The 24,049-nt window shown below is 73.3% G+C and carries 25 protein-coding genes and 1 tRNA gene; 13 read left to right on the top strand and 13 right to left on the bottom strand.

Translation table 11 applies throughout. The features are described from left to right. The first annotated feature begins 32 nt into the window (after window positions 1–32). The 4 genes from ABIB37_RS01870 (at window position 33) to ABIB37_RS01855 (ending at window position 3,535) form a co-directional block, all read left to right on the top strand. Window positions 33–1,250 carry an arsenic resistance protein gene (locus ABIB37_RS01870; protein WP_502914015.1) on the top strand — a complete coding sequence of 406 codons (1,218 nt, stop codon included), beginning with the start codon at window positions 33–35 and terminating at the stop codon, window positions 1,248–1,250. 272 nt (window positions 1,251–1,522) lie between these two features. After that, the gene (locus tag ABIB37_RS01865) at window positions 1,523–1,825 is read left to right on the top strand and encodes a hypothetical protein (RefSeq protein ID WP_354256021.1); all 303 of its coding nucleotides are present in this window, start codon (window positions 1,523–1,525) and stop codon (window positions 1,823–1,825) included. A gap of 113 nt (window positions 1,826–1,938) precedes the next feature. Beyond that, window positions 1,939–2,649 carry a GAF and ANTAR domain-containing protein gene (locus tag ABIB37_RS01860; protein WP_354256018.1) on the top strand — a complete coding sequence of 237 codons (711 nt, stop codon included), beginning with the start codon at window positions 1,939–1,941 and terminating at the stop codon, window positions 2,647–2,649. Between the two features lie 37 nt (window positions 2,650–2,686). Continuing rightward, window positions 2,687–3,535: a GAF domain-containing protein gene (locus ABIB37_RS01855; RefSeq protein WP_354256016.1), complete on the top strand. Its 849-nt coding sequence runs from the start codon at window positions 2,687–2,689 to the stop codon at window positions 3,533–3,535. On the opposite strand, the gene ABIB37_RS01850 is transcribed toward ABIB37_RS01855, so the two are convergent. Both ABIB37_RS01850 and ABIB37_RS01845 read right to left on the bottom strand, forming a co-directional pair. After that, the gene (locus tag ABIB37_RS01850; RefSeq protein ID WP_354256014.1) at window positions 3,447–3,692 is read right to left on the bottom strand and encodes a hypothetical protein; all 246 of its coding nucleotides are present in this window, start codon (window positions 3,690–3,692) and stop codon (window positions 3,447–3,449) included. The genes ABIB37_RS01855 and ABIB37_RS01850 overlap by 89 nt on opposite strands. 57 nt (window positions 3,693–3,749) lie before the next feature. After that, a complete protein-coding gene (locus ABIB37_RS01845; protein WP_354256011.1) occupies window positions 3,750–4,328 on the bottom strand; it encodes a hypothetical protein in 579 nt (192 codons plus the stop codon). Between the two features lie 107 nt (window positions 4,329–4,435). On the opposite strand from ABIB37_RS01845, the gene ABIB37_RS01840 reads away from it, so the two are divergent. Continuing rightward, window positions 4,436–4,726 (top strand): DUF4287 domain-containing protein, encoded by a 291-nt coding sequence (locus ABIB37_RS01840; RefSeq protein ID WP_354256009.1) that lies wholly within the window; start codon window positions 4,436–4,438, stop codon window positions 4,724–4,726. 26 nt (window positions 4,727–4,752) lie between these two features. Here the strand turns inward: ABIB37_RS01840 and ABIB37_RS01835 are convergent, their stop codons facing one another. Then, window positions 4,753–5,088: a hypothetical protein gene (locus ABIB37_RS01835; RefSeq protein ID WP_354256007.1), complete on the bottom strand. Its 336-nt coding sequence runs from the start codon at window positions 5,086–5,088 to the stop codon at window positions 4,753–4,755. 141 nt (window positions 5,089–5,229) lie between these two features. Here ABIB37_RS01835 and ABIB37_RS01830 point away from each other — a divergent pair, with 141 nt between their 5' ends. The 3 genes from ABIB37_RS01830 to ABIB37_RS01820 all read left to right on the top strand — a co-directional run bounded on the left by ABIB37_RS01830 (window position 5,230) and on the right by ABIB37_RS01820 (window position 10,403). Next, the gene (locus ABIB37_RS01830) at window positions 5,230–6,297 is read left to right on the top strand and encodes a lipid II:glycine glycyltransferase FemX (protein WP_354256005.1); all 1,068 of its coding nucleotides are present in this window, start codon (window positions 5,230–5,232) and stop codon (window positions 6,295–6,297) included. 75 nt (window positions 6,298–6,372) lie between these two features. Then, window positions 6,373–10,191: an AAA family ATPase gene (locus ABIB37_RS01825; protein ID WP_354256002.1), complete on the top strand. Its 3,819-nt coding sequence runs from the start codon at window positions 6,373–6,375 to the stop codon at window positions 10,189–10,191. Beyond that, complete coding sequence (locus tag ABIB37_RS01820) at window positions 10,188–10,403, top strand: hypothetical protein (RefSeq protein ID WP_354255999.1); 216 nt, start codon at window positions 10,188–10,190, stop codon at window positions 10,401–10,403. Before ABIB37_RS01825 ends, ABIB37_RS01820 begins: the two co-directional genes overlap by 4 nt. Window positions 10,404–10,477: 74 nt before the next feature. On the opposite strand, the gene mscL is transcribed toward ABIB37_RS01820, so the two are convergent. Genes mscL through ABIB37_RS01805 form a run of 3 tightly spaced genes read right to left on the bottom strand, consistent with a single transcriptional unit; the run spans window position 10,478 to window position 11,768 of the window. Continuing rightward, window positions 10,478–10,876, bottom strand: coding sequence for a large conductance mechanosensitive channel protein MscL (mscL, locus tag ABIB37_RS01815; protein ID WP_354255996.1), 399 nt, complete (start codon window positions 10,874–10,876; stop codon window positions 10,478–10,480). A 49-nt stretch (window positions 10,877–10,925) separates the two neighbouring features. Then, the gene (locus tag ABIB37_RS01810) at window positions 10,926–11,171 is read right to left on the bottom strand and encodes an FmdB family zinc ribbon protein (RefSeq protein ID WP_354255993.1); all 246 of its coding nucleotides are present in this window, start codon (window positions 11,169–11,171) and stop codon (window positions 10,926–10,928) included. Window positions 11,172–11,174: 3 nt separating this feature from the next. Then, window positions 11,175–11,768 carry a 5-formyltetrahydrofolate cyclo-ligase gene (locus ABIB37_RS01805; RefSeq protein ID WP_354255991.1) on the bottom strand — a complete coding sequence of 198 codons (594 nt, stop codon included), beginning with the start codon at window positions 11,766–11,768 and terminating at the stop codon, window positions 11,175–11,177. Window positions 11,769–11,933: 165 nt separating this feature from the next. Here ABIB37_RS01805 and ABIB37_RS01800 point away from each other — a divergent pair, with 165 nt between their 5' ends. The 3 genes from ABIB37_RS01800 (at window position 11,934) to ABIB37_RS01790 (ending at window position 16,274) form a co-directional block, all read left to right on the top strand. After that, window positions 11,934–14,246, top strand: coding sequence for an LLM class flavin-dependent oxidoreductase (locus tag ABIB37_RS01800; protein WP_354255988.1), 2,313 nt, complete (start codon window positions 11,934–11,936; stop codon window positions 14,244–14,246). Window positions 14,247–14,256: 10 nt separating this feature from the next. Further along, window positions 14,257–14,916: a GNAT family N-acetyltransferase gene (locus tag ABIB37_RS01795; RefSeq protein WP_354255985.1), complete on the top strand. Its 660-nt coding sequence runs from the start codon at window positions 14,257–14,259 to the stop codon at window positions 14,914–14,916. 107 nt (window positions 14,917–15,023) lie between these two features. Then, window positions 15,024–16,274: a hypothetical protein gene (locus tag ABIB37_RS01790; protein ID WP_354255982.1), complete on the top strand. Its 1,251-nt coding sequence runs from the start codon at window positions 15,024–15,026 to the stop codon at window positions 16,272–16,274. A gap of 3 nt (window positions 16,275–16,277) precedes the next feature. Here ABIB37_RS01790 and ABIB37_RS01785 read toward each other — a convergent pair whose 3' ends face one another. Beyond that, the gene (locus ABIB37_RS01785; RefSeq protein ID WP_354255979.1) at window positions 16,278–16,718 is read right to left on the bottom strand and encodes a hypothetical protein; all 441 of its coding nucleotides are present in this window, start codon (window positions 16,716–16,718) and stop codon (window positions 16,278–16,280) included. Between the two features lie 118 nt (window positions 16,719–16,836). Between ABIB37_RS01785 and ABIB37_RS01780 the strand changes: the two genes are divergently transcribed. Together ABIB37_RS01780 and ABIB37_RS01775 are read left to right on the top strand one after the other, a co-directional pair. After that, window positions 16,837–16,912 (top strand) — tRNA-Ala (locus tag ABIB37_RS01780). 118 nt (window positions 16,913–17,030) lie between these two features. Continuing rightward, complete coding sequence (locus ABIB37_RS01775) at window positions 17,031–18,398, top strand: glycosyltransferase (protein ID WP_354255976.1); 1,368 nt, start codon at window positions 17,031–17,033, stop codon at window positions 18,396–18,398. A 112-nt stretch (window positions 18,399–18,510) separates the two neighbouring features. Here ABIB37_RS01775 and ABIB37_RS01770 read toward each other — a convergent pair whose 3' ends face one another. The 6 genes from ABIB37_RS01770 to galE form a co-directional block, all read right to left on the bottom strand. After that, a complete protein-coding gene (locus ABIB37_RS01770; protein WP_354255973.1) occupies window positions 18,511–19,497 on the bottom strand; it encodes a hypothetical protein in 987 nt (328 codons plus the stop codon). A 175-nt stretch (window positions 19,498–19,672) separates the two neighbouring features. Beyond that, window positions 19,673–20,374, bottom strand: a complete 702-nt coding sequence (locus tag ABIB37_RS01765; protein WP_354255971.1) for a pyridoxamine 5'-phosphate oxidase family protein — start codon at window positions 20,372–20,374, stop codon at window positions 19,673–19,675. A gap of 4 nt (window positions 20,375–20,378) precedes the next feature. Further along, window positions 20,379–20,990, bottom strand: coding sequence for an NADPH-dependent FMN reductase (locus ABIB37_RS01760; protein ID WP_123697244.1), 612 nt, complete (start codon window positions 20,988–20,990; stop codon window positions 20,379–20,381). A gap of 110 nt (window positions 20,991–21,100) precedes the next feature. Then, a complete protein-coding gene (locus tag ABIB37_RS01755; protein WP_354255968.1) occupies window positions 21,101–21,889 on the bottom strand; it encodes a class I SAM-dependent methyltransferase in 789 nt (262 codons plus the stop codon). 78 nt (window positions 21,890–21,967) lie between these two features. After that, window positions 21,968–22,942 carry a hypothetical protein gene (locus ABIB37_RS01750; RefSeq protein ID WP_354255965.1) on the bottom strand — a complete coding sequence of 325 codons (975 nt, stop codon included), beginning with the start codon at window positions 22,940–22,942 and terminating at the stop codon, window positions 21,968–21,970. A gap of 93 nt (window positions 22,943–23,035) precedes the next feature. Next, window positions 23,036–24,046, bottom strand: a complete 1,011-nt coding sequence (gene galE, locus ABIB37_RS01745) for a UDP-glucose 4-epimerase GalE (protein WP_354255962.1) — start codon at window positions 24,044–24,046, stop codon at window positions 23,036–23,038. Window positions 24,047–24,049: the final 3 nt, after the last annotated feature.

Here is a 24,049-nt window from a genome sequence, read left to right as displayed (position 1 = left end):
CGGGCGTCGTGGGAGGTCGAGTCCGTCAGCACGTGGCCACTGTACAGCATTGGCTGACCTATTGGACGCGGTCACCGTGTCGTGCACGCGAGCGGCTAGCGTTCGAGCATGGTCTCCATGCAGCTCGCCAGAGGCGCGCAGGGCGGGCTCTCCGCGTCTGCCCCGCGCGGCGGGTCGGTCCTGTTCGCGGGCGGTGCTCGACGTGCATGCCGCCCGGGGCTCTCGGCGATGGGAAGCCTTCGCGACCCCGACGCGGCTCTGTGACGGGTTCGACGGCGTCCGTCGCCTGGATGGAACGCCACCAGGTCGCGCTCTACCTCGTCGCGATCGTGGCCGGGGTGGCTCTCGGGCTGACCGCGCCAGGCTCGCAAGGGCTGGAAGTCTTCATCAACCCGTCGATCGCCGTGCTGCTGTTCGTGACGTTCCTCGGCGTGCCGTTCGCGCAGCTCGCGCGCGCATTCCGCGACCTCCGGTTCTTGAGCGCGCTGCTGGTGCTGAACTTCGTCGCCGTTCCTGCCGTGGCGTTCTGCCTGTCACGCTTCGTCGCCGGCGACGCAGCACTCATGATCGGCGTGCTGCTCGTGCTGCTGACTCCCTGCGTGGACTACGTCATCGTCTTCGCAGCCGCCGCCGGCGGTGCGCACGAGCGACTCCTGGCTGCCGCGCCCCTGCTGATGGTGCTGCAGCTCCTGCTCCTGCCGCTCTACCTGCTCGTCATCGCCGGGCCCATCTCCAGCGCAGCCGTCGAGCCGGGCCCGTTCGTCGAGGCGCTGCTGTGGCTCATCGTCGTTCCCATGATTGCGGCGGCGATCGCCCAGCGGTGGGGCGACCGCAACCGCATCGTCCGGTCGGCGGCCGTCGGCGCTCTGCATGCGATGGTCCCGCTCATGATGATCGTGCTGCTCGTCGTCGTGGCGTCCCAGATGCCGCTCATCGCGTCGGATCCCGCGCCCCTGCTCGGCGTCGTCCCGATCTATGCCGCATTCCTCGTCGTCATGGCGGTGCTGGGCGTCGTCGTCGCACAGGTCGCGCGCCTCGACGTGCCTCGAGGTCGAGCGCTCGTGTTCAGCGGCGCCACGAGGAACTCGCTGGTCGTCCTTCCGCTGGCGCTCGCCCTGCCCGCTGAGCTGCGACTCGCGGCCGCGGTCGTCGTGACGCAGACGCTCGTCGAGCTCCTCGGAATGGCGGCCTACGTCCGGCTCGTGCCCCGGCTGCTGCCCCGACGAGCCTCTGGCACGGGGTCGTCGTAGCGCCGACTGCCTCCGGATGCGCCGATCGGTCTGGTGCACGCGAGCGGTTGGCGGCGCTCGTCGGCAGTCGACGTGCGGGCGTCATGTCGGCACCCCGAGGCGACACGGACGCTCACCCGACGCGGACTCGGCGTACATTCAGGGCATGAGCACATCGCGAGCGCCGCTGCCGAGACTGACGGTCGTCGTGGCACGCACCGGCCCGCTCGCGCGGCCAGGGCGTCGCGGCGAGGGTCCGCGCCGCTGCGCGCATGCCGGGGTCGTGATCCGAGATGGGCGCAGAGAGCAAGCGTGATCTGACGCTGCGGCTCCTCGCCGCGACGAGCATGCCGGACGGGCCGGCTCGGGACGCCCTGCTCGATCTCGCCGAGCGCATCGACGCCTACGGCGGCGACGACCAGCAGCACATGGTGCTGGTGTTCGCCCATCACGCGGGGCTGAGCCAGGCGATCGAGATCTTCGCCATCAAGTCGGAGCTCGAGGAGCAGCGCGACTTCTACCGCGACCGTCGCGAGATGCGCGACTTCTTCGGCGCCGACGGCCGAGACCCCGGAGCCTCCGATGACGAGCGCTGAGCGCCGATGCAGCGCGGACGGGGTACGCTCTCGCCAAGGAACGGCCGTGCTCCCGAGCGGTGCGCGCCCCACCGCAGGAGGGGGTCGCGCTCGGCCACGGTTGAGGAAGGCGCATGACCGACGGCACCCTGGACCCGGAGTCGGCCGAGGCCGGCGACTCATCAGCGCCCTTCCGCGAGTCGGCCTCCGAGCTGCTCGCTCCCTTCCTCGAGCTGCTGCCGGTCTCCGGTGCGTCGATCTCGGTGGCAGCCGGACCCAGCCACTCCACGCTCGGCTCGACCGATGCCGTGGCAGCGCAGCTCGAGCAGCTGCAGTTCGAGCTGGGGGAGGGTCCCCACTGGACCGCGCTGCGCAGTGGACGAGCCGTGCTCGTGGCGGATGTCCGGACCGACAGCGCGATGTGGCCCGTGTTCGCTGCGGCCGCGAGCGAGCTGTCGGCGCGCGCGCTCTTCGCCTTCCCGCTCCAGCTGGGCGCTGCCACGGTCGGCGTCGTCGACCTGTACCGAGCGGCGCCCGGCGACCTGAGCGGTGCGGATGTCGCTGCGGCCCGGTCGCTCGCGCTCGTCGCGTCGTCGGCCGCGATGCGGCTCGCGTCCGCATCGGCGAGCCAGGAGGTGGCCGGCGTGCACGCTGCGGCTCCCGAGCTCCGGCGGGTCGTGCACCAGGCGACCGGGATCCTCGTGGTGCAGCTCGACGTGACGGCGACCGAGGCCTTCGCGCGGCTCCGCGCGCACGCCTTCGCGTCGGGAGTGCCCCTCGATGCGGTCGCCCGCGACGTGGTGGCGCGGCGATTGACGTTCCACGACGAACGGGGGACCGAGTGATCCTCCCCACGACCTCCAGATGCAAGGGATGTGCGCCATGACCCAGGTGACGAGGGAGGAGCGCCTCAGTGGAGCGCTGGCGACGCTCGCCGAGACGCTGACCTCCGACTACGACGTCGTGCAGCTGCTGCACACCGTGGTGAACGAGTGCATCGAGCTCATCGATGCGCAGGCAGGTGGACTGCTGCTCAGGAACGGGCACGGCGATCTCGAGCTCGTCGCCTCGACGAGCGAGGCCGCGAGCTTCGTCGAGGTGATGCAGCTCAACGGCGATGCCGGGCCCTGCGTGGACTGCGCGCGCACCGGCGAGCTGATCACAGTCAGCGACGTCGAGGCGACGAGCGACGACTGGGTGGAGTTCCGCGAGGCGGCGCTCGCCGAGGGCTTCCACTCGTCGCTGGGCGTGCCCCTGCGGGTGCGCTCGGAGGTCATCGGGGCCCTGGGGCTGTACCGCACGAGCAGGGGCGAGCTCTCCCGCGCGGACGTCGCCGTCGCGCAGGCGCTCGCGAACCTCGCCACGGTCGGCATCCTGCAGGAGCGGGCGCTGCGCGAGCGCGGCATCATCGCGGAGCAGCTACAGCGCGCGCTCGACAGCAGGGTGCTCATCGAGCAGGCGAAGGGCGTCCTCGCCGCGTCGATCGACGTCGACATGGAGGAGGCGTTCCGGGTGCTCCGCGAGCACGCCCGCACGAAGAACCTCAAGCTGCACGAGGTGGCGCGGGGCGTCGTGGACCGCACGATGGAGATCCCGGGCGTCGCGACCCCGCCGGACGCGGGCAGGAGCGCTCTGACGAGGGCTAGAACACCCGCTCCCACATGCCGTCGAGCAGCATCAGGACGACGTAGCCGCCGGTCTCGTCCTTGCCCGCGAGCCGGACGTACGTGAGGTCGGGCGTCGCGACCACGCGCTTGACGGGGATGCCGCACTCGCTCGCCCACGCGCGCAGCTGGTGCTGCTCGGGCACGTGCGCGGTGAGGTCGGCCAGGATCGCGTCGATGTCGGCGTCCGAGTACGTCTTCACCCCCGGCGGGGAGTCCTTCATGCCAGCACGGTAGACCCGTTGACTGGACGGTTGATAGGAGTGTGTCTCGAGCTGCGCTCAGCCGTCGTGCTCGTCCGGGGCCGCGTCTCGTACCGCCGCCTCGTGGTCGCGCTGCGCCTCGTGCACCGCGGCCTCGGCCGCCGCCACGAGGTTGAGCAGTCCGGCGAGCGCGGTGAAGGCATCCGCGTCGAAGAACGGGCGGGGCGACAGCAGGCGGTGCGCCGAGCGTTCGTCATGGCGGCCGTGCGCGTGCTGCACGACGAGCGACTCCAGCGGCTTGACGCACCCGGCGACGAAGCCGTAGACCGCTGCGGCGACGTCGACCGTCAGCACCACGTCGTATCCCTCGTCGGGCACGGGCCACTGGACCTCGTCGATGCCCGTGCGGATGCGCTCGGCGATGGCGGCGGTGACCTCGTCCAGTCGACGCTCTCGACCGGCCCCCCGCACACCGGCCAGGTCGGCACCGATGTCGCCGTGCGGCTCGAGCTCCGCCAGGGCGACGGTCGCGAGCTGGCGTGGCACGACGTCGGCGATCGCCCCCAGGCGGCTGCGCATCTCGAGCCGCGCGAACACCGACTCGCAGGAGAGCACCACGCGAGCGTGCGCGAGCGCGCGCCACGTCGCCTCGCTCATGCGAGCAACGCTATGCCCTCGTCCTCGTCGACGCATCCTCACATCGATGGGACCTCGACGGCGCTCGTCATCACCGCGACCGCGCGGCGCGGTGTACCGTCGGCGGCATGTCGTTCCAGGCGTACCTCGACGCGATCGAGGAGAAGACCGGTCTCACCCCGCGAGCGCTCGTCGACCAGGCGAAGGAGCGCGGCTTCGACGATCCGTCGGTCAAGGCCGGCACCATCCTCGAGTGGCTGAAGGCCGACCACGGCCTCGGCCGCGGGCACGGGATGGCGCTCGTGCACGTGATCAAGCACGGCCCGCAGATCGACGCGAAGCACGTCGGCTCGACCGGCAGCCACCGCGATGACTCCGACACGCTCTGGCTCGACGGCAAGGCGACCAAGCCCGCCTGACGGCAGCCTCCCGAGCAGCCGCAGCGCTAGGCGCGGGCTGCATGCAGTCGCGGCCGCGCCGGTGTGCCCTGCTGCGGCGTGCCGGGCGGCGGCTTCTGCGGCACGAGCGGCCGAGACGGAGGGCGGTCCCCGCCGGCGAGCGAGCGGCCGGACGCCCGCTCGTACAGCGCGAGCACGCCCTCATGCGCCTCGTCGACGGTGCCCCAGTAGCCGATGAGCCGCCGCAGGGCGCGGTCGGGCTCGGGGGAGACGGCCCGGTAGTAGGGCTCGCGGCGCGTGCCGAGCTGCACGAGCCGGACGATCGCGATGGCGTGCCCGTCGAGTGGGTGGAGCACGTCCCACTCGGCCGGGCGGAGGGTCATGACGCCGACGGTACGTCGAGCCGCTGACGGGGCCGCCGTCGGCGAGCGCGCCCGCCGCCGGCCCGCGAGCCGCGCGGGTAGCATCGAGGGCGGTGCGATCGCACCGCGACCCCCGCATCCCACCCCCACGAGAGCGAGCGCATGAGCACCACCGCTGCAGCCGAGCCGAGGCCCGCGAAGGCGACCGATGCAGCCGCGTGGGACGCGCAGGTGCTCGAGGGGCAGTCGCGCGCCCACTACATGCAGTCGGATGCGTGGGCCCGCACCCGCGAGGAGAGCCCGTGGCGCGCGCTCCGCGACGTCGTCCCCGTGCCGACCGCTGACGGGGGCGAGCGGCAGCTGCCCATCCAGATGTTCGAGCGCACCGCGCCGCTCGCCGGACGCATCCTCTTCCTGCCGCGCGTGAGCGGCATCACGCCCGAGGCGGTCGACGCGATCACGGCGCGAGCGAAGGCCTACCCGAAGCGCTGGTTCGGGCTGAAGATGGAGACCTTCGAGACCGAGGACCCGGCGCTCATCGCCGCCTTCGAGCGCAACGGCTGGGCGCGTGCCGCCTCGAGCCAGTACCAGCACGCCGTGGCGGTCGATCTCACGGGCACGCTCGACGAGGTCGCGGCCCGCTTCAAGAAGCGCGCCCGCAACTCCTACCGCGCCGCCGAGAACAAGTTCGGCGTGACGGTCACGAAGGTCGAGATGACGGCCGAGAACGAGGCGGAGATGCACCGCCTCATCGGCGAGACGAAGGAGCGCTCCGGCGGCTACTTCCGCCACCCGGAGTACTTCCAGCGCATCTGGGACGTCTACAAGACCGTCGGGCAGGGCCACTTCTACGTCGCCCACTACGAGGGCGAGGTGCAGTCGATGGCCTTCGTCATCCGCTTCGGCGACACCGCCTGGTACAAGGACGCCGGCAGCATCCGCGAGAACGCGAAGATCTTCGCGCCCTACCTGATGCAGTGGAAGATCATGCAGGATCTCCACGCCGACGGCGTCACGCTGTACGAGCTCGCGAACATCCCGGACCCGGCGGCGTGGGAGACGAGCGACATCCGCGGCCTCTACACGTTCAAGACCGCGTGGGCGCCGGAGCCCGTCCGCTACATGCCCACGTTCGAGCTGCCGCTCTCCGGCCGCTACGCGCTGTGGCAGAAGGCGGGCCGCTGGCTGCGCGCGGTCTACACCCGGCGCACGGGCGACGCCTGGTTCTAGGCAGCACCTGACCGATTCTGCGGCTCTGCGGGGCGGCACCGCCGCGTCTCGCGAGCGCTTCACTATCGTGACGGTGTGCGCGAAGACGAGATCGAGAACCTGGGCGACGAGCCCGTCGACGGCGCGACGCACGACGCGGTCGAGCTCGTGCAGCCCGCGGCGGCCCCGAGCGACGACGGCACCGACGACGGCCTCGGCGGTGCGCCGGTGTTCGAGCAGTCGGGTGCCGGGCAGGACGCCGCGCCGCAGGCCGCCCGCGCGCCGGAGCGCCAGCCCGACCCCGAGCCCCGGCGCTCGCGCCGCGATGGCGAGTGGGAGGCGTGGGCGGGCGCGCTCCGCCGCGTCGGCGGCCGGAGCCCGCTGACCGACTTCATCGACACGACCGCCACGCGCGTCGAGCTGTCGACGACGCATCCCGGCGGCCTCGCGCAGTTCATCACCGGCCGTCCGACGGCGCTCTCGAGCCTCATCCGCGACGACCTCGCCCTGCGCGCAGCCCGTGGCGCCGCGGCGGCGATCGCGTCGAAGGGCGTCGAGCTGGCCGCCGCCCGCTCGATCGACGCCGTGCACCTCGGGATCGGCATGGTGCGCTTCCCGCACGGCGACCGCGACGTCTACGGACCCATGCTGCTCCGGCCGCTCATGATCCGCCGCCGCGGCCGCGACTTCGAGCTCCAGCTGCTCGGCCGCCCCTTCGTCAACCCGCGCATCGCGAGCATCCTGCGCGGCCACCACGGCGTGCGGCTCGACGAGCGCCAGCTGATCGAGCTCGCGTCCGGCGAGGGCACCTTCACGCCGAACGCGGTGCTGGATGCGGTGCGGCAGGCGGCCGCGCACGTGCCCGGGTTCTCGGTCGAGGCGCGCCTGCTGGCGTCGACCTTCGCCGACGTCGGCGAGCCGATGGTCACCGACCTGCAGCAGCAGCCGCACGACGTGCTCGACGCCGTGCGCGGCGACGAGCAGGCCGCGTGGCGGGTGCGCGAGGGCCGCGCCGGCATCGACGAGACGCCGCAGGACCAGCGCGACCCCGAGGTCGACCGGCTCGTGCTCGACGCCGACGGCGAGCAGGACGCGGTGATCGCCGAGGCCGCCGCCGGCAACTCGATCGTGGTCGAGGCGCTGCCGGGCACGGGCCTCACCCAGACGATCGTGAACGTCGTCGGCGCGCTCGTCGGCGACGATCGCCGCGTGCTCGTCGTCAGCCCGCGCCGCGCGACGCTGCGCGACATCGCCGACCGCTTCGCCGCCACCAAGCTCGAGGCGCTCGCCGTCTCGGAGGCGACCCTGCGCCGCGACCTCATCGCCGCCATCCGCCGCATCGAGCAGAGCCCGCGGCCCGAGACGGCCGAGATCGACGAGGCCATGCTGCGCCTCCGCAAGGTGCTGCTCGACTACCGCGCCGCCCTCCAGCGCGTCGACCCCGAGCTGCAGGTGTCGGTGCTCGACGCCCTCAAGGAGCTCTCGCGGCTCGCGATGCTGCCGACGCCGCCGTCGACCCGCGCGCGCCTCAGCGAGCGAGCCACCCGCGAGCTCGCCACCGACCGGCCGCGCGTGGCGGCGACGATGCGCAAGGCCGCCGCGCTCGGGCAGTTCAAGTACGGGCCGAGCGACACGCCCTGGTACGGCGCGTCGTTCTCGAGCTCCGGCGACGCATCCGCCGCGCTCGCCGACGCCCAGCGGCTCGCCGGCCCCAGCTCGGACGGCGGCCCCGGCGACCTCGCCGCCCTCCTCGCGCAGGCGAAGCGGGTCATCGGCGACACGAAGCTGCGCCCTGCCGCGACCCTCGCCGAGCTCGCGATCCAGGTGGCGCTGCTCACCGACGTGCTCGCGACCCTCGACGTGATGACGCCGTCGATCTACGACCGCCCGCTCGGCGAGCTCATCACCGCCACCGGCCCGCGCCGCGAGGCGGTGCAGGCGCTCGGCAGCATGCAGCGCCGCCGGCTCCGGAAGCTCGCGGAGGAGTACGTGCGGCCCGGCGCCCACGTGCCCGACCTGCACGACGTGCTCATCGCGGCGCAGCAGCAGCGCCGGCTCTGGGCGAAGTTCGCGCCCGACGGGTCGATCCCGGCGGTGCCGTCCGGCCTCGCCGCGCTCGACACCCGCCTCACCGACATCCTCGAGCGCCTCGCGCGGCTCGACGCCGCGCTCAGCCCGGAGGTGCCGAGCACCGACCTGCAGCTCGACGACCTCGAGGAGCGCGTCGCGGGCCTGGCGGCGCCGAGCGACGCGCTGCAGAACATCCAGGAGCGCGCCGAGCTCATGGCGTCGGTCGAGCGCCTCGGCCTCGATCCGCTGCTCGCCGACTTCGCGAACCGGCACGTCGCCGACGACCAGGTCGAGCACGAGCTCGACCTCGCGTGGTGGCAGTCCGCGCTGCAGGCGATGCTCGGCAAGGAGCGCGCGCTGCTGCGCGGCAACACCGAGGTGCTCCAGCGCCTCGAGCAGGACTTCGCGCTCGTCGACGAGGCGCACGTCGACGCCTCGAGCGCACGCCTCGCGCACCAGCTCGCCAAGCAGTGGCGGCTCTCCATCGACGACCACGGCGACGAGGCGGCCGCGGTCAAGCGGCTCATCAAGGCGGGCCCCGTCGACGCCGACGAGCTGCAGCACGTCGCGCCCCACCTGACGCGCTCGCTCGCGCCCGTGTGGCTCGCCTCGCCGTACGACCTGCACCGGGTGCCGAAGCGCATCCCGTTCGACGCCGTCGTGATCGCCGACGCCGGTGCCATCACGATCGCCGAGGCCGCGGGCGCCATCAGCCGCGCGCGCCAGGTGATCGCGCTCGGCGACTCGGTGACGCAGACGCCCTCGCCGTTCGACGTCGGCATCTCGACGCTCGGCATCCGGCCGAGCGAGGAGCTGGCGACCCCCGACGAGCTGCACGCCGAGTCGGCGCTGTCGCGGCTCGGCCAGGTGCTGCCGACGCGGCGCCTCACCCGCTCGTACCGGACGGGCGGCGCCGACCTCGTCGCCGCCGTCAACGAGCGCTTCTACGAGGGCCGCATCGAGGCGCTGCCATGGGCGGGCGCCTACCTGGGTCACGCGTCGCTGACGAGCTCGATCGTCCACGGCGCGCACGGGCTGCCCGAGCAGGGCGCCGCGACCGTCGAGAGCCCCGACGCCGAGGTCGAGCGCGTCGTGCAGCTCGTCACGCAGCACGCGCGCTCGCGGCCGCAGGAGTCGCTCATGGTCGTCACGGCCAACGAGAAGCACGAGGTGCGGCTGCAGCAGGCCGTCATGGCGTCGCTCGGCGCCGGCGGCCCGCTCACCGACTTCGTCGTCGCGGAGCGCGAGGAGCCCTTCGTCATCGTCGACATCACGCACGCGAGCGCGCTGAGCCGCGACCGCGTGATCTTCTCGGTGGGCTACGGGCACACGAAGCACGGCCGCAACGTGGAGTTCGGTCCGCTCGGCGAGCCGGGCGGCGAGCGGATGCTCGCGGTCGCCATGACGCGCGCCCGCAAGGCCATGCAGATCGTCACGGCCTTCGACGCGGCCGAGCTCGACCCCGAGCGGCTCGAGCACGGTGCCGCGCAGCTCCGCGAGATCCTGCTCGACATCGCAGGCGGCGAGCAGCCGAAGTCGTTCCACGGCGGCGACCCGCTCATGATCGACCTCGCCACGCGCCTGCGCCGCCGGGGGCTGCGCGCCGACGTCTCGTACGACGGCCAGCTGCCGCTCGTGGTGGCGAACGGCGGCGTCTGCGCGGCGATCGAGGCCGACCACGACGACGGCGAGCGCACGCTGCGCGAGGCGCTGCGCCTACGTCCCGAGGTGCTGCGGCGCTTCGGCTGGCACACCATGCGCGTGCATGCGTTCGAGCTGTTCACCGATCCCGAGGGCGTCGCCGATCGCATCGCCGAGCTCGTCGGGGCGGATGCGTCGCCGTGACCGACGAGGCCGGCGCGCCGCGCGTCGAGCCCGAGCCCGCTGACGTCGAGCCGGCTGACGTCGAGCCCGCGCCGCTCGTGAGCAAGCGACGCGGCCGCCGGGTCTCGACCGAGCCGACGCCCGGCTACACGGGCGAGCCGCCGGTCGAGCGGCACCAGTCGAGCGAGAACGACGAGCAGCTGCGGCGCGACGTCCCGCCCCACTGGGGCTGACGAGCATCCCGGACGACGAGAGGGCGGACCCGCGCGGGCCCGCCCTCTCGTCGTCGGTCGACGTCAACCGTGCGTCAGGGGCGCGGCGGCGCCGTCGAGCCGGGCGTCTGCGCGCGCAGCAGGTCGCGGATGTCGTGCAGCACGTCGATCTCCGACTCGGCCGGCTCGTCGGGCAGGATGCCCTTGCGGCGGTCGTTGCGCTCCTTCAGCTTCGCCATCGGCATGATGAGCACGAAGTAGACGACCGCGGCGATGATGACGAAGTTGATGATCGCGGCGATGAGCAGGCCGATCTTGAACGGGCCGACGACGGCGCCCGCGAGGTCGTCGGCGTTGAACGCCATCGCGAGCAGCGGGTCGATGATCGCCTGGGTGAACGCGCCGATGATCGCCGCGAACGCGGTGCCGATGACGACGGCGACGGCGAGCTCGACGACGTTGCCCTGCATCAGGAACTTCTTGAAGCCCTCCATGGGGTCCTCCTCGAGAGTGTGGTTGATGCCCAGGGGAGTGGCGGCTCGGTCAGTCGGTCGAGCTGCTGCCGCTGCTGGGCGCAGCGGGCGTCTTGGCGGGCGCGGCGCTGCCGCTCGCGGCGCGCGAGTCGGTGCGGTAGAAGCCCGAGCCGTTGAACGTGACGCCCACGGTGCCGTACTGCTTGCGGAGCGCGCCCTGGCAGCGCTCGCAGACGGTGAGCGACGGCTCGTCGAAGCCCTGCCGAGCCTCGAACGCGTGTCCGCAGGCGGTGCAGGCGTAGGCGTAGACGGGCATTGGTCAGCTCCTCGATGTGGTGTGGATCCCGGATGGCGTCACGACGCCGTCGACAGGCTGGTCGTATGCCGCGTGCGGCACGCTGTCGAACAGCTCGTCGTCATGGACCACGGCATACACCGGAGGACATTCTGCCATCGTGGCGATGGTCTTGTCGAAGAATCCGCGTCCGCCGCCGAGCCGGGAGCCGTCGCGGCCGACAGCCGTCGCCGGGATGAGCATGAGATCGACCTCGTCGAGCACCGTCGGCGGGAGCGTGTCGCTCGTCGGCTGCGGCACCCCGAGCGTCGCCTCGATCGTCTCGGTGCCGTCGTGCTCTGCCCAGTCGAGCAGCCCGTCCTCGCGGATGACGGGCAGCAGCACCCGGATGCCCGCGTCGCCGGCCCAGCGCAGGAAGTCGCGGGTGTCGGGCTCGTCGGGCATCGACAGGTAGGCCGAGATCGTGCGTGCGCCGAGCGACTCGGTGAGCCGCTGCAGGTGCTGGGCGAGGGACGCGGTGCGCTCGGCGGGCACGGCGCCCCGCTCGGCGCGCTGCGTGCGCAAGCGGCGCCGCAGCGCCCGCTTCGCGTCCTCGATGGTCGACTCGTCATCGCTCACACCTGGGACGCTAGCGCGTCCGGGTGGGAAGGGCCGCCCGCTCGCCGGGGCAGGACCCCGGGGCCGGGTCCCGGCCGGGCCGGCAGGCGGCCGAGGGAATCCCGCCGCCACCGGGCGGTTGCATCCAGAGGGCGGCTCCGCGCCCCGGGGAGGGATCCGCACACCATGGACTACGGCCACGAGCTCGAGTTCGGCGTCTTCATCACGCCCACCAACCAGCCGCCCGAGCAGCCCGTGCAGCTCGCGCAGCTCGCCGAGGCGGCGGGCTTCGACCTCGCGACCTTCCAGGACCACCCCTACCAGCCGTCGTTCCACGACACGTGGACGCTCATGACGTGGGTCGCGGCCTCGACGTCGCGCATCCGCATCGCGCCGAACGTGCTCAACGTGCCGCTGCGCCAGCCCGCGGTCGTCGCGCGCAGCGCCGCGAGCCTCGACCTCCTCTCGGGCGGCCGCTTCGAGCTCGGGCTCGGCTCCGGCGGCTTCTGGGATGCGATCGAGGCGATGGGCGGCACGCGGCTCACGCCGGGGCAGGGGGTGGATGCGCTCGCGGAGGCGATCGCGATCATCCGCGGCGTGTGGGACACGAGCGAGCGCTCCGGCCTGCGGGTCGACGGCGAGCACCACCGCGTCGCGGGTGCGAAGCGCGGCCCGCGCCCCGCGCATCCGATCCCGCTCCACATCGGCGCCTACAAGCCGCGCATGCTGCGCCTCACCGGCAGGCTCGGCGACGGCTGGCTCCCATCGCTCGGGTACCTGCAGCCCGGCGACCTCGGCCGCGGCAACCGGACGATCGACGAGGCGGCCGCGCGGGCGGGCCGAGACCCGCGCGAGATCCGCCGGCTGCTCAACATCGGCGGCGCCCTCTCGGAGCGCTCGACGGGCCGCCTGCAGGGCCCGCCCGATCAGTGGGTCGAGGAGCTCGTCGAGCTCGCGCTCGCGGAGGGCATCGCGACGTTCATCCTCGCGGCCGACGACCCGACGCTCATGGAGCGGTTCATGGCGGAGGTCGCCCCCGCCGTGCGCGAGCAGGTCGCGGCCGAGCGCGCCGAGCGCGGCACCGACACGGCACCCGCCGTGCCTGCCGCGGCGCTCGCGAAGCGCGCGCCCGGGCTCGACTACGACGCGATCCCCGCGAGCCTCACGGCGACCGCCGTCGAGCCGGGCTCGTGGGCCTACGCCGACGCTCGCCACACCTACATGCGCGGCGGCGCGCCCGGCGTCGTGCTGCGGCCGACGAGCCCCGCGCAGGTCGCGGATGCGCTCGCCTACGCTCGCGCGCAGGGCGTCGTGGAGGGCCGCGTGCCGCTCGGCATCCGCTCCGGCGGCCACGGCATCTCGGGCCGCTCGACGAACGAGGGCGGCATCGTCATCGACGTCGGCGCGCTCGACCGCATCGACGTCGTGGATGCCGAGCGTCGCCTCGTGCGCATCGGCGCCGGCGCGACGTGGGGCGCGGTCGCTCGCGCGCTCGACGCGCACGACTGGGCGATCACCTCCGGCGACTACGGCGGCGTCGGGGTCGGCGGGCTCGCGACGGCAGGCGGCGTCGGCTTCCTCGGCCGCGAGCACGGGCTCACGATCGACCACATCGAGTCGATCGAGGTCGTGCTCGCGAGCGGCGAGCTCGTGCGCACGAGCCGCGACGAGCGCCCGGAGCTGTTCTGGGGCATGCGCGGCGCCGGCGGCAACCTCGGCGTGGCCGTGGCCTTCGAGATGATCGCGCAGCCGGTGGGGGAGATCGGCTTCGCGCAGCTCGCGTTCGACGCGAGCGACACCGCCGACCTCCTCGAGCGGTGGGGCGCCGCCACCGAGGCGAGCGACCGAGCGGTGACGCCGTTCCTGCTCATCGGCCGCGATCGCCCCGGCCAGTCCCGCATCGCACAGGCGATGATCGCCGTCGACGCCTCCGAGCCCGAGACGATCGTCGACCACCTGCAGCCGTTCGCGATGGTCGGGCCGCTCGTGCAGCAGCAGGTCGTCCGCACGCGCTACGCCGGGGTCATCGACAACGCGGCCGGCGGCGCGCACCAGGGGCAGGGGGAGCCGACCACCCGGTCGGCGCTGCTGCGCTCGATCACGCCCGCCGTGGCCACGGCACTCGCGCGCTTCCTCGACACCGGCGCCCACTTCTTCTTCCAGACCCGCGCGATGGGCGGCGCGATCGGTGACGTCGACGCGGATGCGACCGCGTTCGCGCACCGCGACGCCGGCTTCTCGGTGACCGCGTTCGGCATGGACCGCACGCGCCTCGACGCCGCGTGGGACACGCTCGTCGCGCCGCACGCATCCGGCCTGTACCTCTCGTTCGAGACCGACCAGCGGCCCGGCCGGCTCAAGGAGGCGTTCCCGCCCGCGACGCTCGCGCGGCTGCGCGCGCTGAAGGCAGAGGTCGACCCCGAGAACCTGTTCCGCGACAACTTCAACGTCGTGCCCGCCGCGCTCGTCGAGGAGCGGTCGCCTCGCCGGACCGCCTAGGCTCGCTCTCGTGTTCGACACTGCGCCGCGGCTCACCCATGGCGCCATCACCGTGCGCGGCATCCGCCAGCGCGACGCGAAGGCGCTCGAGGGCGAGCTGATCGCCAACCGCCCCTGGCTCGAGCGCTGGGAGGCGACGCTGCCGGGCACCCGGCCGAGCGGCCGCTTCGACACCCGCTCGTCGATCCGCTCGCTGCTCGAGTCCGATCGCGACGGCACCGGCATGGCGTTCGCGATCGAGGTCGACGGCGAGTTCGCCGGCCAGCTCAACGTCGCGAACATCTCCGGCGGGGCGCTCGCGTCGTCGACGCTCGGCTACTGGATCGCGCAGCGGTTCGCCGGCCGCGGCGCCACGACGACGGCGGTCGCGCTCGTCGCCGACCACCTGCTCGGCCCGGCGGCCCTGCACCGCGTCGAGGTGTGCATCCGCCCCGAGAACGTGGCGAGCCTGCGGGTGGTCGAGAAGCTCGGCTTCCGCTACGAGGGCTGCCGCCGCCGCTACATCCACATCGACGGCGACTGGCGCGACCACCTGTGCTTCGCGATCGTGCGCGAGGAGCTCGCCGAGCCGATGCTGCAGCGCTGGCTGGCCGGCCGGGTGCCGCCGTTCGACCGGTCCGTCTACCCGGTCGAGGTCGGCGGCGACCCGCGCGCGGGCTCTCCGCGCTGACCCCAGCGCGCGCGCCGGAGCCGCTCGCGCGGCAATGTTCCCGATGCGTGGCGAACCGCCGCACGGCCTCCCGAGATCGGGCCCGCGCCGCCGCTACCGTGCAGGACATGCCAGAGTTCGCAGGTCTCGGGACGTCCCTCGTCCTCATCGTCGCGGTGGTGCTCTGGGTCGCCTACCTGGTGCCCGTCTGGACCCGCAAGCGCGAGTACCTCGCCACCGAGCGCAACGCCATCCGCCTGCAGCAGACGCTGCGGATCATGGCGGAGTCGGCGGAGTCGCCGGAGGAGGTGCGCATCGAGGCCGATGCCCGCACCATCGCCGTGCAGCAGAAGGCGGTCGCCAAGGAGGCGCGCCTCAAGCAGGCGATGGAGCACGCGAGGGCCGTCGCGCGGGCGCGCGAGCTCGACGAGCAGATCAAGGCGGTCGAGCGCGAGGTGCGCGCCGCGGTGAAGTCGACCGTCTCGCGCGCGCAGCGCCTGCGCCGCACCCGCCTGGCGTGCTTCGCGCTCGTGCTCACCGCTGTGGTGGCTGTGGTCGCAGGCGCGATCGTGCCGGGCCTGCAGGTGCTGCTCGCGCTCGGCGCCGTCGTCGCCGTGCTGGGCCTCGTCGGGCTCGTCGCCGTGAACGCGTCGGCGTCGCGGATGCGTCGCGTCGCGTCGTCCGCGCCAGAGGTCCGCACGCTCGTCGAGGCCCGGGAGGTCGCCGCGCAGGCGGTCGCCGCGGAGTCGCGCGTGGCCGCGCAGGTCGTCGCGCGGCAGGCGTCGCGCCCCGGTCAGCACCGCACCGGCGCCGTGCGCGCCGCGGCGTCCGCCTCCGGCGTGATCTTCGGCACCGCCGAGACCCCGCGCGCCGAGGCCGCCGGGACTGCGGACGAGGCCCCCGCGTCGCGCGCCTGGTCGCCCCGGCCGGTGCCCGAGCAGCGGCTGCGCCCCGAGTACCGCGCGGGCGACGAGCTGCTGCGACGCGCCCGTGCGCAGCTCGCCGAGGATCGCCGCGCGATCTCGGGCCCCATCGCCCGCGTCGCGGCGCTCGAGGCGAGCTTCGACGAGATCGTCACCGGCGAGATCGGCACCGCCTCGCCTACCGAGCCGGCCGCCGACCGCCGCACCGCGGAGACGCAGCCGGTCGCGCCCGTGCGCGAGATGCGCGTCGACCGGGCTCCCGCGGTCCCGGCCGTCGTCTTCGAGCAGCAGGCGCCGCTCGAGACCGAGCAGGACGAGCACCGCGTGCGCGTCGAGCAGCCCGCCCGCCAGGTCGAGCGACCGGCGAGCGGCTCGCGCTTCGCCTCGATGGGCCTCGTCGACGACGAGCTCGAGCGCCTCGACGTGCACGAGGCGTTCCTCCGCCGCGTCGGCTGATCGCTAGGCGCGCCTGCGCCGGCCCGCGGTCGTCGCGAGCACGAGGCCGGCCAGCGCGAAGAGCAGTGCGGTGAGCGCGCCGGTGCCGGGCGGCTCGTCCCAGGACTGCGGTACGGCGTTGAGCAGGGTGTACTCGACGATCGGGTTCGCCGCGATCGCGCACGCAGCAAGCAGCACGACGATGACGCTGCGCGCGACGCCCGAGCCGCGCGCCAGCAGCCGGTAGGCAGCGAGGCCCGCCGCGGCGAGCGCCAGCGGCCACAGCAGGCCGATCCAGCCCGTGTTGGCCCCGCTCGTGACGGAGGCGCAGCTCGGCGACAGCCCGGGCTGCAGCGGCATCGCCGCGCCGGCGCAGGGCTGCCAGACGACGACGATGATCGCGCCGAGCGCGATGCTGAGCACGATGGCGGCGGCGCTGGCCGCGAGGACGAGAGCGCGAGGCACGATCGGACGCTAGCGACGCGCGGTGGCCGGGAGGTGAACGGCCGCGGACGGCATGACGACGCCTCGGCCGGCGCCGATTTCGTAGAGCCCGCCGTCGTCGGGTACGCTGATCCGGTCCGGGCCCGTAGCGCAGTTGGTAGCGCGTCTCGTTCGCAATGAGAAGGTCGGGGGTTCGATTCCCCCCGGGTCCACCACACGCAGAGCCCCGCCGCGAGGCGGGGCTCTGCTCGTCTCTGCGGGGAAGCCACCACACTTCCATAACAGTGTCCGCGATTCTCCTCAGGCGGTCGCATCCGGCACTACCGTGACGCCGTGGCACACATCCTCGTCACCGCGATGCCGTTCGCGGGACACGTCCGTCCGATGACCGCGGTCGCCGCAGCGCTGCTCGACCGCGGGCACCGCGTGACCGCCTACACCGGCGCCCGGTATGCGGAGGCGTTCGGTCGGCTGGGATGCGCGATCCTGCCGTGGAGCGCGGCCCAGGACTTCGACGAGACCCGACTCTCCGAGACCTTCCCCGACGCCGGTGGCCCTGGCCCGCTCGGGCTGATCGCCAACGTGCGCGACGTGTTCATCGGCACCGCGCGCGGGCAGGTCGACGACATGTGCGCGGCGCACGCGGTCACGCCGTTCGACGCGATCGTCGCCGACGTGCTCGCGGTCGGCGCCGGCCTCACCGCCGAGCTGCTCGACCTGCCGTGGGCGACCATCTCCGTCGTGCCGCTGTCGATGCCGAGCCGGGACCTGCCGCCGAGCGGTCTTGCCCTGGCGCCGGGTCGAGGCCGCTTCGGCGAGGCACGGGATGCGCTGCTGCGCCGCGCAGCCCCGACCATGACGGCGCCGCTCGACCGGCCGCACCGCGCCGTGCGAGCGTCGCTGGGGCTCGGCCCCGGGCGCCGGTTCGACAGCACCCTCTACTCGCCGACGCTCGTGATCGCCACCGGGGCGCCGTCGATCGAGTTCCCGCGCACCGATCTGCCGGCGACCGTGCACTTCGTCGGCCGCCTGGTGCCCCCGACCGCGGCGCGACCCACACCGGCGTGGGTCGCGCCGCTCCTGGAGCAGGGCTCGCCGGTGGTGTTCGTGACGCAAGGCACGCTCAACACCGAGCCGACCGACCTGCTCGTCCCCGCGCTGACAGGCCTCGCCGACGAGCCGGTGCGCGTGGTGGGCACCACCGCCGGTCGGGACGTCGGCGCCGAGCCGCCGGCGAATGCGCGGCTCGTCGACTTCGTCCCCTTCGCCGCGATCGTGCCGAGCTGCGAGGTCGGCGTCACGAACGGCGGCTGGGGCGGGGTGCTCGAGATGCTGTCGATGGGCGTGCCGCTCGTCGTCGCCGGTGGCACCCTCGACAAGCCGCAGATCGCGGCGCAGGTGGCGTACTCGGGCGCGGGGGTCGACCTGCGCACCGGCAGGCCGAAGCCCGCGCAGGTGCGCGACGCCGTCCGGCGGGTGCGCAGCGACCCCCGCTTCAAGCAGCGGGCGCTCGAGATCGCCGCCGAGCTCGAGCGGCTCGGCGGCGCGCGCCATGCCGCCGAGCTCATCGAGCGGCTCGTGCTGCCGGCGCCGCGCGCGGAGTCGACCCGATGGACACGCGATCGGCCGCCGCCCGAGGAGGTGCCGCCCTCCGAGGAGGACGTCATCGTCGCGAGCGGGGCTTTGGTGCGGCCGGGCTGAAGCCGGTCAGTCGAGCAAGGACTGACGGCGGGCCGCAGAGCCTCGAGATCCCTGGCGCGACGTGCCGATGGCGCCGACAGGAGTCAGTTGCGAGTGGTCGGTGTCGCCCTCGTCAGAGCTGCGACGCGAGGACCATCACCAGTGAGGCTGTCACAGGCGCCGCGAAGCCGAGCGCAGCGTGAGCGACGCCGAGGCCCATGCCCCATCTCGCCGCCGTGCTGCTCGTGGCCGTTCGGCGTGCGCGGCGGATGCCTTTCGCACCCAGGACGATCGCGGCAATCGCGAGCGAGAGGCTCGCGAGCATGGTGAGGTTTGCGATCAAAGGCGCGGACTGCGTCGGCAGGTAGATGGCGAGCGTGAGCAGCCACAGCAGCCACGACATCAGCACGGCCCCCAGCGAGCGCTTCCCGAAGCGAGAAGCCCGGTGCTCGGCTCGTGGGCGCATCGCAGGAACGGTCGAGGTGCTCGCGACGTCGGGGCGCATCGAGTTCGGTAGGGGAGGCGTGGCGACGCGCGGCAGCGGCGGCACGGCGACACTGGGATGCGAGGGTGCAGGCGGCGGCACATGCGTACCCGGCCGGTGTTGCGAGCGAGCTGTCGCCGACCGGTGCTGTTGTGGGGGTCGAGGCGAACGCGTTGGATCGAACGTGAGACCGGCGAGTTCGCGGATCCACACATCGTGCAGCGGGGAACGACCGACTACTGGCAGGCTTCGAAGCCACCCCTGCACCTGCAGCGCGTTGAGCACCAGTACATCGGGATTCGAAGCGTTCGGCGCGACGATTGCGCCGGGGTCCATGAGCACGATGACCGACAACACGCGGTGGCCCGCGAGGTAGCGGCGCCACTTGTGCAGCTGCTTCGGGGCTTTCACGTCCCCACCGGCGAACGGCTGCCCGTCGCGCACGAAGACCATGGACTCCGAGTCGCGCATCGCAACGTCGTAGGTGACGCGTCGCTGCCCCTCGAAGCCCTTCCACAGCTTCGCGTCCACAAGGTAGAAGGCGCCGCCGGCGTACAGGAGCTGGTCGACGTCGCCGGTCTCGCCCGGCAGCTTCACCGAGTGGAACAGGACCATGTCCGGCGACTCGTCGACCACAGCGCGAGTCAGCCCCGACAGTCGCTCCTCACCCAGCCGACCTTGATGTGCCCGCTGCACGTTGAGCGCTCGTCCCGCTCCGATGAGCGAAGCACCCGGAATGCCGAAGACGCGCTGCGAGGCAGGGAGCGGCGCTCCCAGCCCTGCGGGAGCGCTCACGCCGCTCGAGCCGCGACTATAGCGGCGGTGGAGCGGGGCAGGGGTGACGAGAACGATCGCGCGTGCTGCATGGAAGGCCTTCACGAGACAGGGAGCTCCGGCTGGGGACCGGTGGAACCATTGTCACCGATATGAGCGATCCTCCATAGACTGCGGGCCCAGCCGCCGGTGCGTTGCGCTGCCGGGTTGACTGAAGCGTTCGCCCGCAGTCCCGGCCGCGCGGAGGACCTCCTTCGGATCGCGCGCCGACGACGACACTGCCAGTCCGTCGCCAGCATCGGCTGGTGCGGCCGCGCATGAGCTGCCGCTCGGGCAGCTCATCGACCTCGCGCCACGCCTGGATCTCCTTCGGGCGCACGCGGTACCACCGCATCCGCCCGGTCGACGCGCGGGGATCGAAGCCCGCCCGAGCCGCGAACGCATCGGCGCTCGCGGCCGGCAGGTCGTCGATGTCGAGCGCCTCGACGTTGCCGTCGATCATCGAGACGTCGCGCACGAGCCCGAGGCCGAGCCGCACGCGGCCGGTCGCCTCGAGGTTGCGCCCGGTCGGGCTCGACGGCGAGGTGGCCAGCAGCAGCGTGTCGCCGTCCCAGTCGAACGAGAGCGGCACGAGGTGCGCCTCGCCGGAGCGGGAGGCGGTCGCGACCCACACGTCGACGTCCTGCGAGAGCCGCCGCTCGGTGTCGCGGCGCGGCTGCTGGCGCGAGCGCGGCGCCATCCGCTCAGCCAGCCGCCGTCGAGCCGTCGGCCTTCGGCAGCACCGTGAGCACCCGGCGTACGAAGTCGTCGTAGGCCGCCATGTAGGTGCTCAGGAACTCCTTCGTCGACTCGACGGTGACGTCGTCGTCGTCGTCGACGAGCCCGTCCTTGTACTGCACGTACGCCTCGATCTCGTTCATCATCGGGGCGTTGCAGAACGACATGATCGTCTTCAGGTGCTGCTGTCCGACCGCGGTGCCGATGCCGCCGGGCGAGGTGCCGATGATGCCGACCGGCTTCCGGTTCAGCGCGTTCTCGCCGTAGGGCCGGGACGCCCAGTCGATCGCGTTCTTGAGCGCACCCGGGATGGATCGGTTGTACTCGGGCGTGACGATGAGGATGCCGTCGGCCTCTGTGATCGCGCGCTTGAGCTCGACGGCCTCCGGCGGGTAGGCGTCGTCGCGGTCCCGGTCGTAGAGGTCGAGCTGGTCGATCTCGATGAACGAGCACTGCAGCGCCGGGGGAGCGAGCTTGATGAGCGCGCGCGCGAGGCGACGGTTGATCGACGACGCGGCGATGCTGCCGCAGATGACGCCGATCGTGTACGGGGGTTCGTGGTGGTAGGTCTCGGCCATGGCCCCAGCCTGCACCCGGGGCCTGGACGGGTCCAGGGAGTGCGGCGAATCGTTGCCGTCGAGCGTCACAGCTCGGCGCTGCTGCTCGGAGCGTGGAGCCGCGGCATCGCTCATGCGGCCCCGGCGTCCGCCGCCTTCACGAGCCGGGCGCTGACGTACTGGATCTCGCGGCGCTCGAGCTTCGCGAAGGTCTCGGTGCCACGGAAGCCGGCGAAGGGCGCGAAGGCTCGGTGGAACCTCCGCGGGATCCACGCCTCCATCAAGGCGCGCCGACGGTCGTCATCCAGGTCCAGCGCACCCCGGACGTCCGCCGTGATGTCGTCGAGATCGACGAGCTCGAGCGGGCCCTCGCCGAGCCGGCGCCGCAGCGCGGCCATCTCCCGCGCCGGGCGGAGGTCGGCGAAGAGGAGGCTGCCGCCCGGGCGCAGCACGCGGTGCACCTCCGCGAGGAAGTCGTCCATCGAGCTGTAGCAGTGGGACGACTCCACGTTGACGACGGCATCGAACGCGTCGTCGGGGAACGGCAGCGCGAGCGCGTCGCCCTCGACGAAGCTGAGCCCGGGAGCGCGTCGGTGCCGGCGGCACAGGGCGACGGCACGACGTGAGAGATCGAGCCCGATCGTGGCCCGCGGGGCTCGGTAGCGCGCGATGAACGACGCGCCCCCGCCGCGTCCGCACCCCACCTCGAGCACGTCAGCACCGCGCAGGTCCGTGCCGGTGAGCACGTGGTCGTAGAGCTGGATGCAGAGGCGGTCGGGCTCGTCGGCGGCGTCGAGCACGGGACGGTCCGCCGGAGGCTGCACGAGGTAGCCGTAGTTCATGAACGCCCACTCGGGTCGCTGCACCCGGGCAGCGAGCAGCTCGTACAGTGCTCGCCACGCGAGCTGGCGCACGCTCATGCCTCAGGCTAGCCCCGCGACCGGAGGCGCGCCCGAGCCGCGCGAGGCCGCCGATGCCGGGCCTCGAGCCGCGTCGACCTACGGCACCTCGGGGAGCGTCGGGGCGTCGCCGCCGTTGCCGCCTTCGCCGCCGTCGCCGGGGTCCGTCGGTGTCGGCTCGCTCGGCGCCGGTGGCGGCGCCGGAGCCGGTGCCGGAGCGGGCTGCACCGGGCGGGGAGCGGGTGCCGGCGCCTGCTCCACGGGCGCCTCGACCGCAGCCTGCTCGGCGGCGATGGCCGCCTGCAGGTCGAGCGCCACCTGCGCGTGGGCGGTGAGCGCCTCCAGCGCGTCGATCGTCTGGGCCGGCGCCGTCTGCGCGCGGAGGGGCTCGGTGGCCGCACCGAGCGCGTCGGCGGTGGCGCCCAGCCCGTTGACGGCGACGCGCGCATCCGCGGCCTGCAGCACGGCGGGTCCGAAGGCGGTGACCGTCTGGTCGAGCTGGTCGAGCCGTGCGGTGTCGGGCGCGGCGTCATCGAGCGCGGCTGCTCGCGACTCGAGCGCCTCCACGTCATCCGCCGTCAGGCCCGCGGGCGCGGGCTCCGTCGTCGGCGGCGCCTCCGCCAGGCACGCCGCGAGCGGGTCTGCGACGCCCTCGTACTCCGCGGCGACGGCAGCGTCGTCATCTGTCGTGAAGCCCGCGGCGAAGACCTCGACCGCAGCCGCGCGGCTCTCCTCGAACGCGGCGCGGTCGACGGCCTCGATGATGATGTACGCGTCCTCGACGATGGCGGCGCCCCCGAGGGCGGCCTCCATGCGCTGCTCGAGCTGCACGCTGCCCACGATGCGGGCGTCGGCCTCGCACTGGGCCTGGAGCTGCTCGGCCTCCCAGGCGTCGATCGCGCTCGCCGCGGTCGCGTAGCGCTCCTGCAGCTGGCTCGACGACCCGCTCGCGGCCTCCGCATCGGCTCGCCGCTGGTCCCCGACGATCGTCACGGCGACGACGGAGCCGACCGCGAAGAGCGCGGCGGCGCCGAGGCCTGCGTAGGCCCAGGGTCGGGTGCCTTCAGACGGCATAGAGGACGCGCATCCTTCCGCGGATCAGAGCATGGATGCCTGCCAGCGTACCCGGCGTGCACGACCGGGAGTCCGGACCGGGGATGGAGCGCGTCAGCCGCGGTAGCCGCGCGGGTTGCGCTGCTGCCAGCGCCAGGCATCCCTCGCCGCGTCGTCGAGGGTGCGCGTCGCCTGCCACCCGAGGCGCTCGCGCGCGAGGGTCGGGTCGGCGGTCGACACCGGAGCGTCGCCCGGACGGCGGGCGACCACCTCGCTCGGCAGCTCGTGCCCGACCGCCCGCTCGAAGGCGCGCAGCACGTCGAGCACGCTCCCGCCGATCCCCGTGCCGAGGTTGACGGTGAGCACGCCCGGCTCGAGTGCCTCCAGGGCGGCGACGTGCCCCTCGGCGAGATCCGAGACGTGGATGTAGTCGCGCACGCCGGTGCCGTCGGCGGTGTCGTAGTCGTCGCCGTAGATGCGGAGCCGCTCGCGCTCCCCGGCCGCGACCTGGGCGATGAAGGGCATGAGGTTGTTGGGCACGCCCTTGGGATCCTCGCCGATGTCGCCCGACTCGTGCGCGCCCACCGGGTTGAAGTAGCGCAGCACCGCTGCGCGGAGGCTCGGGTCGGCAGCGGCTGCGTCCGCGATGATCGCCTCGATCATCGCCTTCGTGCGTCCGTAGGGGTTCGGGAGGTCGATGCCGACCGGGGCGTCCTCGCGCAGCAGCTCGCCCGGCTGCTCGTAGACGGTCGCCGAGGAGGAGAACACGAAGCGGTCGACGCCGTGGGCCGCCATCGCCTCGAGCGTCGCGATCGCCGAGCCGAGGTTGACGCGGTAGTAGGTGAGGGGCTTCGCGACCGATTCCCCGACCGCCTTGAGCCCCGCGAAGTGGATGACGGCGTCGATGTCGTGCTCGTCGAGCACGCGGCCGACGAGCTCGCGGTCGCCCGCGTCGCCGGCGACCATCGGGATCTCGACGCCCGAGAGCCTGCCGGCGCGCTCGATCGCCGCGGGGCTCGCGTTGGACAGGTCGTCCAGCACGACGGGGGAGTGGCCGTGCTCCGCGAGTGCGATCGCGGTGTGGGAGCCGATGAAGCCGGCGCCGCCGGTGAGCAGTACGCGCATGGA

This window comes from Agrococcus sp. UYP10 (genome assembly GCF_040547205.1).
Classification (GTDB): Bacteria; Actinomycetota; Actinomycetes; order Actinomycetales; family Microbacteriaceae; genus Agrococcus; species Agrococcus jenensis.
The sequence above is the reverse complement of the archived record's forward strand: the minus strand, read 5'-3'. Positions and strand labels throughout refer to the sequence as shown.

Excerpts from the sequence above, each read along its gene's own strand:
- ABIB37_RS01765 (WP_354255971.1), bottom strand. The coding sequence starts at position 20,374 with ATGGCGCCGCGCTCGCGCCAGCAGCCGCGCCGCGACACCGAGCGGCGG.
- ABIB37_RS01800 (WP_354255988.1), top strand. The coding sequence starts at position 11,934 with ATGGACTACGGCCACGAGCTCGAGTTCGGCGTCTTCATCACGCCCACC.
- ABIB37_RS01865 (WP_354256021.1), top strand. The coding sequence starts at position 1,523 with ATGGGCGCAGAGAGCAAGCGTGATCTGACGCTGCGGCTCCTCGCCGCG.
- ABIB37_RS01835 (WP_354256007.1), bottom strand. The coding sequence starts at position 5,088 with ATGACCCTCCGCCCGGCCGAGTGGGACGTGCTCCACCCACTCGACGGG.
- ABIB37_RS01760 (WP_123697244.1), bottom strand. The coding sequence starts at position 20,990 with ATGGCCGAGACCTACCACCACGAACCCCCGTACACGATCGGCGTCATC.
- ABIB37_RS01750 (WP_354255965.1), bottom strand. The coding sequence starts at position 22,942 with ATGCCGTCTGAAGGCACCCGACCCTGGGCCTACGCAGGCCTCGGCGCC.
- ABIB37_RS01860 (WP_354256018.1), top strand. The coding sequence starts at position 1,939 with ATGACCGACGGCACCCTGGACCCGGAGTCGGCCGAGGCCGGCGACTCA.
- ABIB37_RS01840 (WP_354256009.1), top strand. The coding sequence starts at position 4,436 with ATGTCGTTCCAGGCGTACCTCGACGCGATCGAGGAGAAGACCGGTCTC.
- ABIB37_RS01830 (WP_354256005.1), top strand. The coding sequence starts at position 5,230 with ATGAGCACCACCGCTGCAGCCGAGCCGAGGCCCGCGAAGGCGACCGAT.
- ABIB37_RS01850 (WP_354256014.1), bottom strand. The coding sequence starts at position 3,692 with ATGAAGGACTCCCCGCCGGGGGTGAAGACGTACTCGGACGCCGACATC.
- mscL (WP_354255996.1), bottom strand. The coding sequence starts at position 10,876 with ATGGAGGGCTTCAAGAAGTTCCTGATGCAGGGCAACGTCGTCGAGCTC.
- ABIB37_RS01790 (WP_354255982.1), top strand. The coding sequence starts at position 15,024 with ATGCCAGAGTTCGCAGGTCTCGGGACGTCCCTCGTCCTCATCGTCGCG.
- ABIB37_RS01855 (WP_354256016.1), top strand. The coding sequence starts at position 2,687 with ATGACCCAGGTGACGAGGGAGGAGCGCCTCAGTGGAGCGCTGGCGACG.
- ABIB37_RS01810 (WP_354255993.1), bottom strand. The coding sequence starts at position 11,171 with ATGCCCGTCTACGCCTACGCCTGCACCGCCTGCGGACACGCGTTCGAG.
- ABIB37_RS01755 (WP_354255968.1), bottom strand. The coding sequence starts at position 21,889 with ATGAGCGTGCGCCAGCTCGCGTGGCGAGCACTGTACGAGCTGCTCGCT.
- galE (WP_354255962.1), bottom strand. The coding sequence starts at position 24,046 with ATGCGCGTACTGCTCACCGGCGGCGCCGGCTTCATCGGCTCCCACACC.
- ABIB37_RS01845 (WP_354256011.1), bottom strand. The coding sequence starts at position 4,328 with ATGAGCGAGGCGACGTGGCGCGCGCTCGCGCACGCTCGCGTGGTGCTC.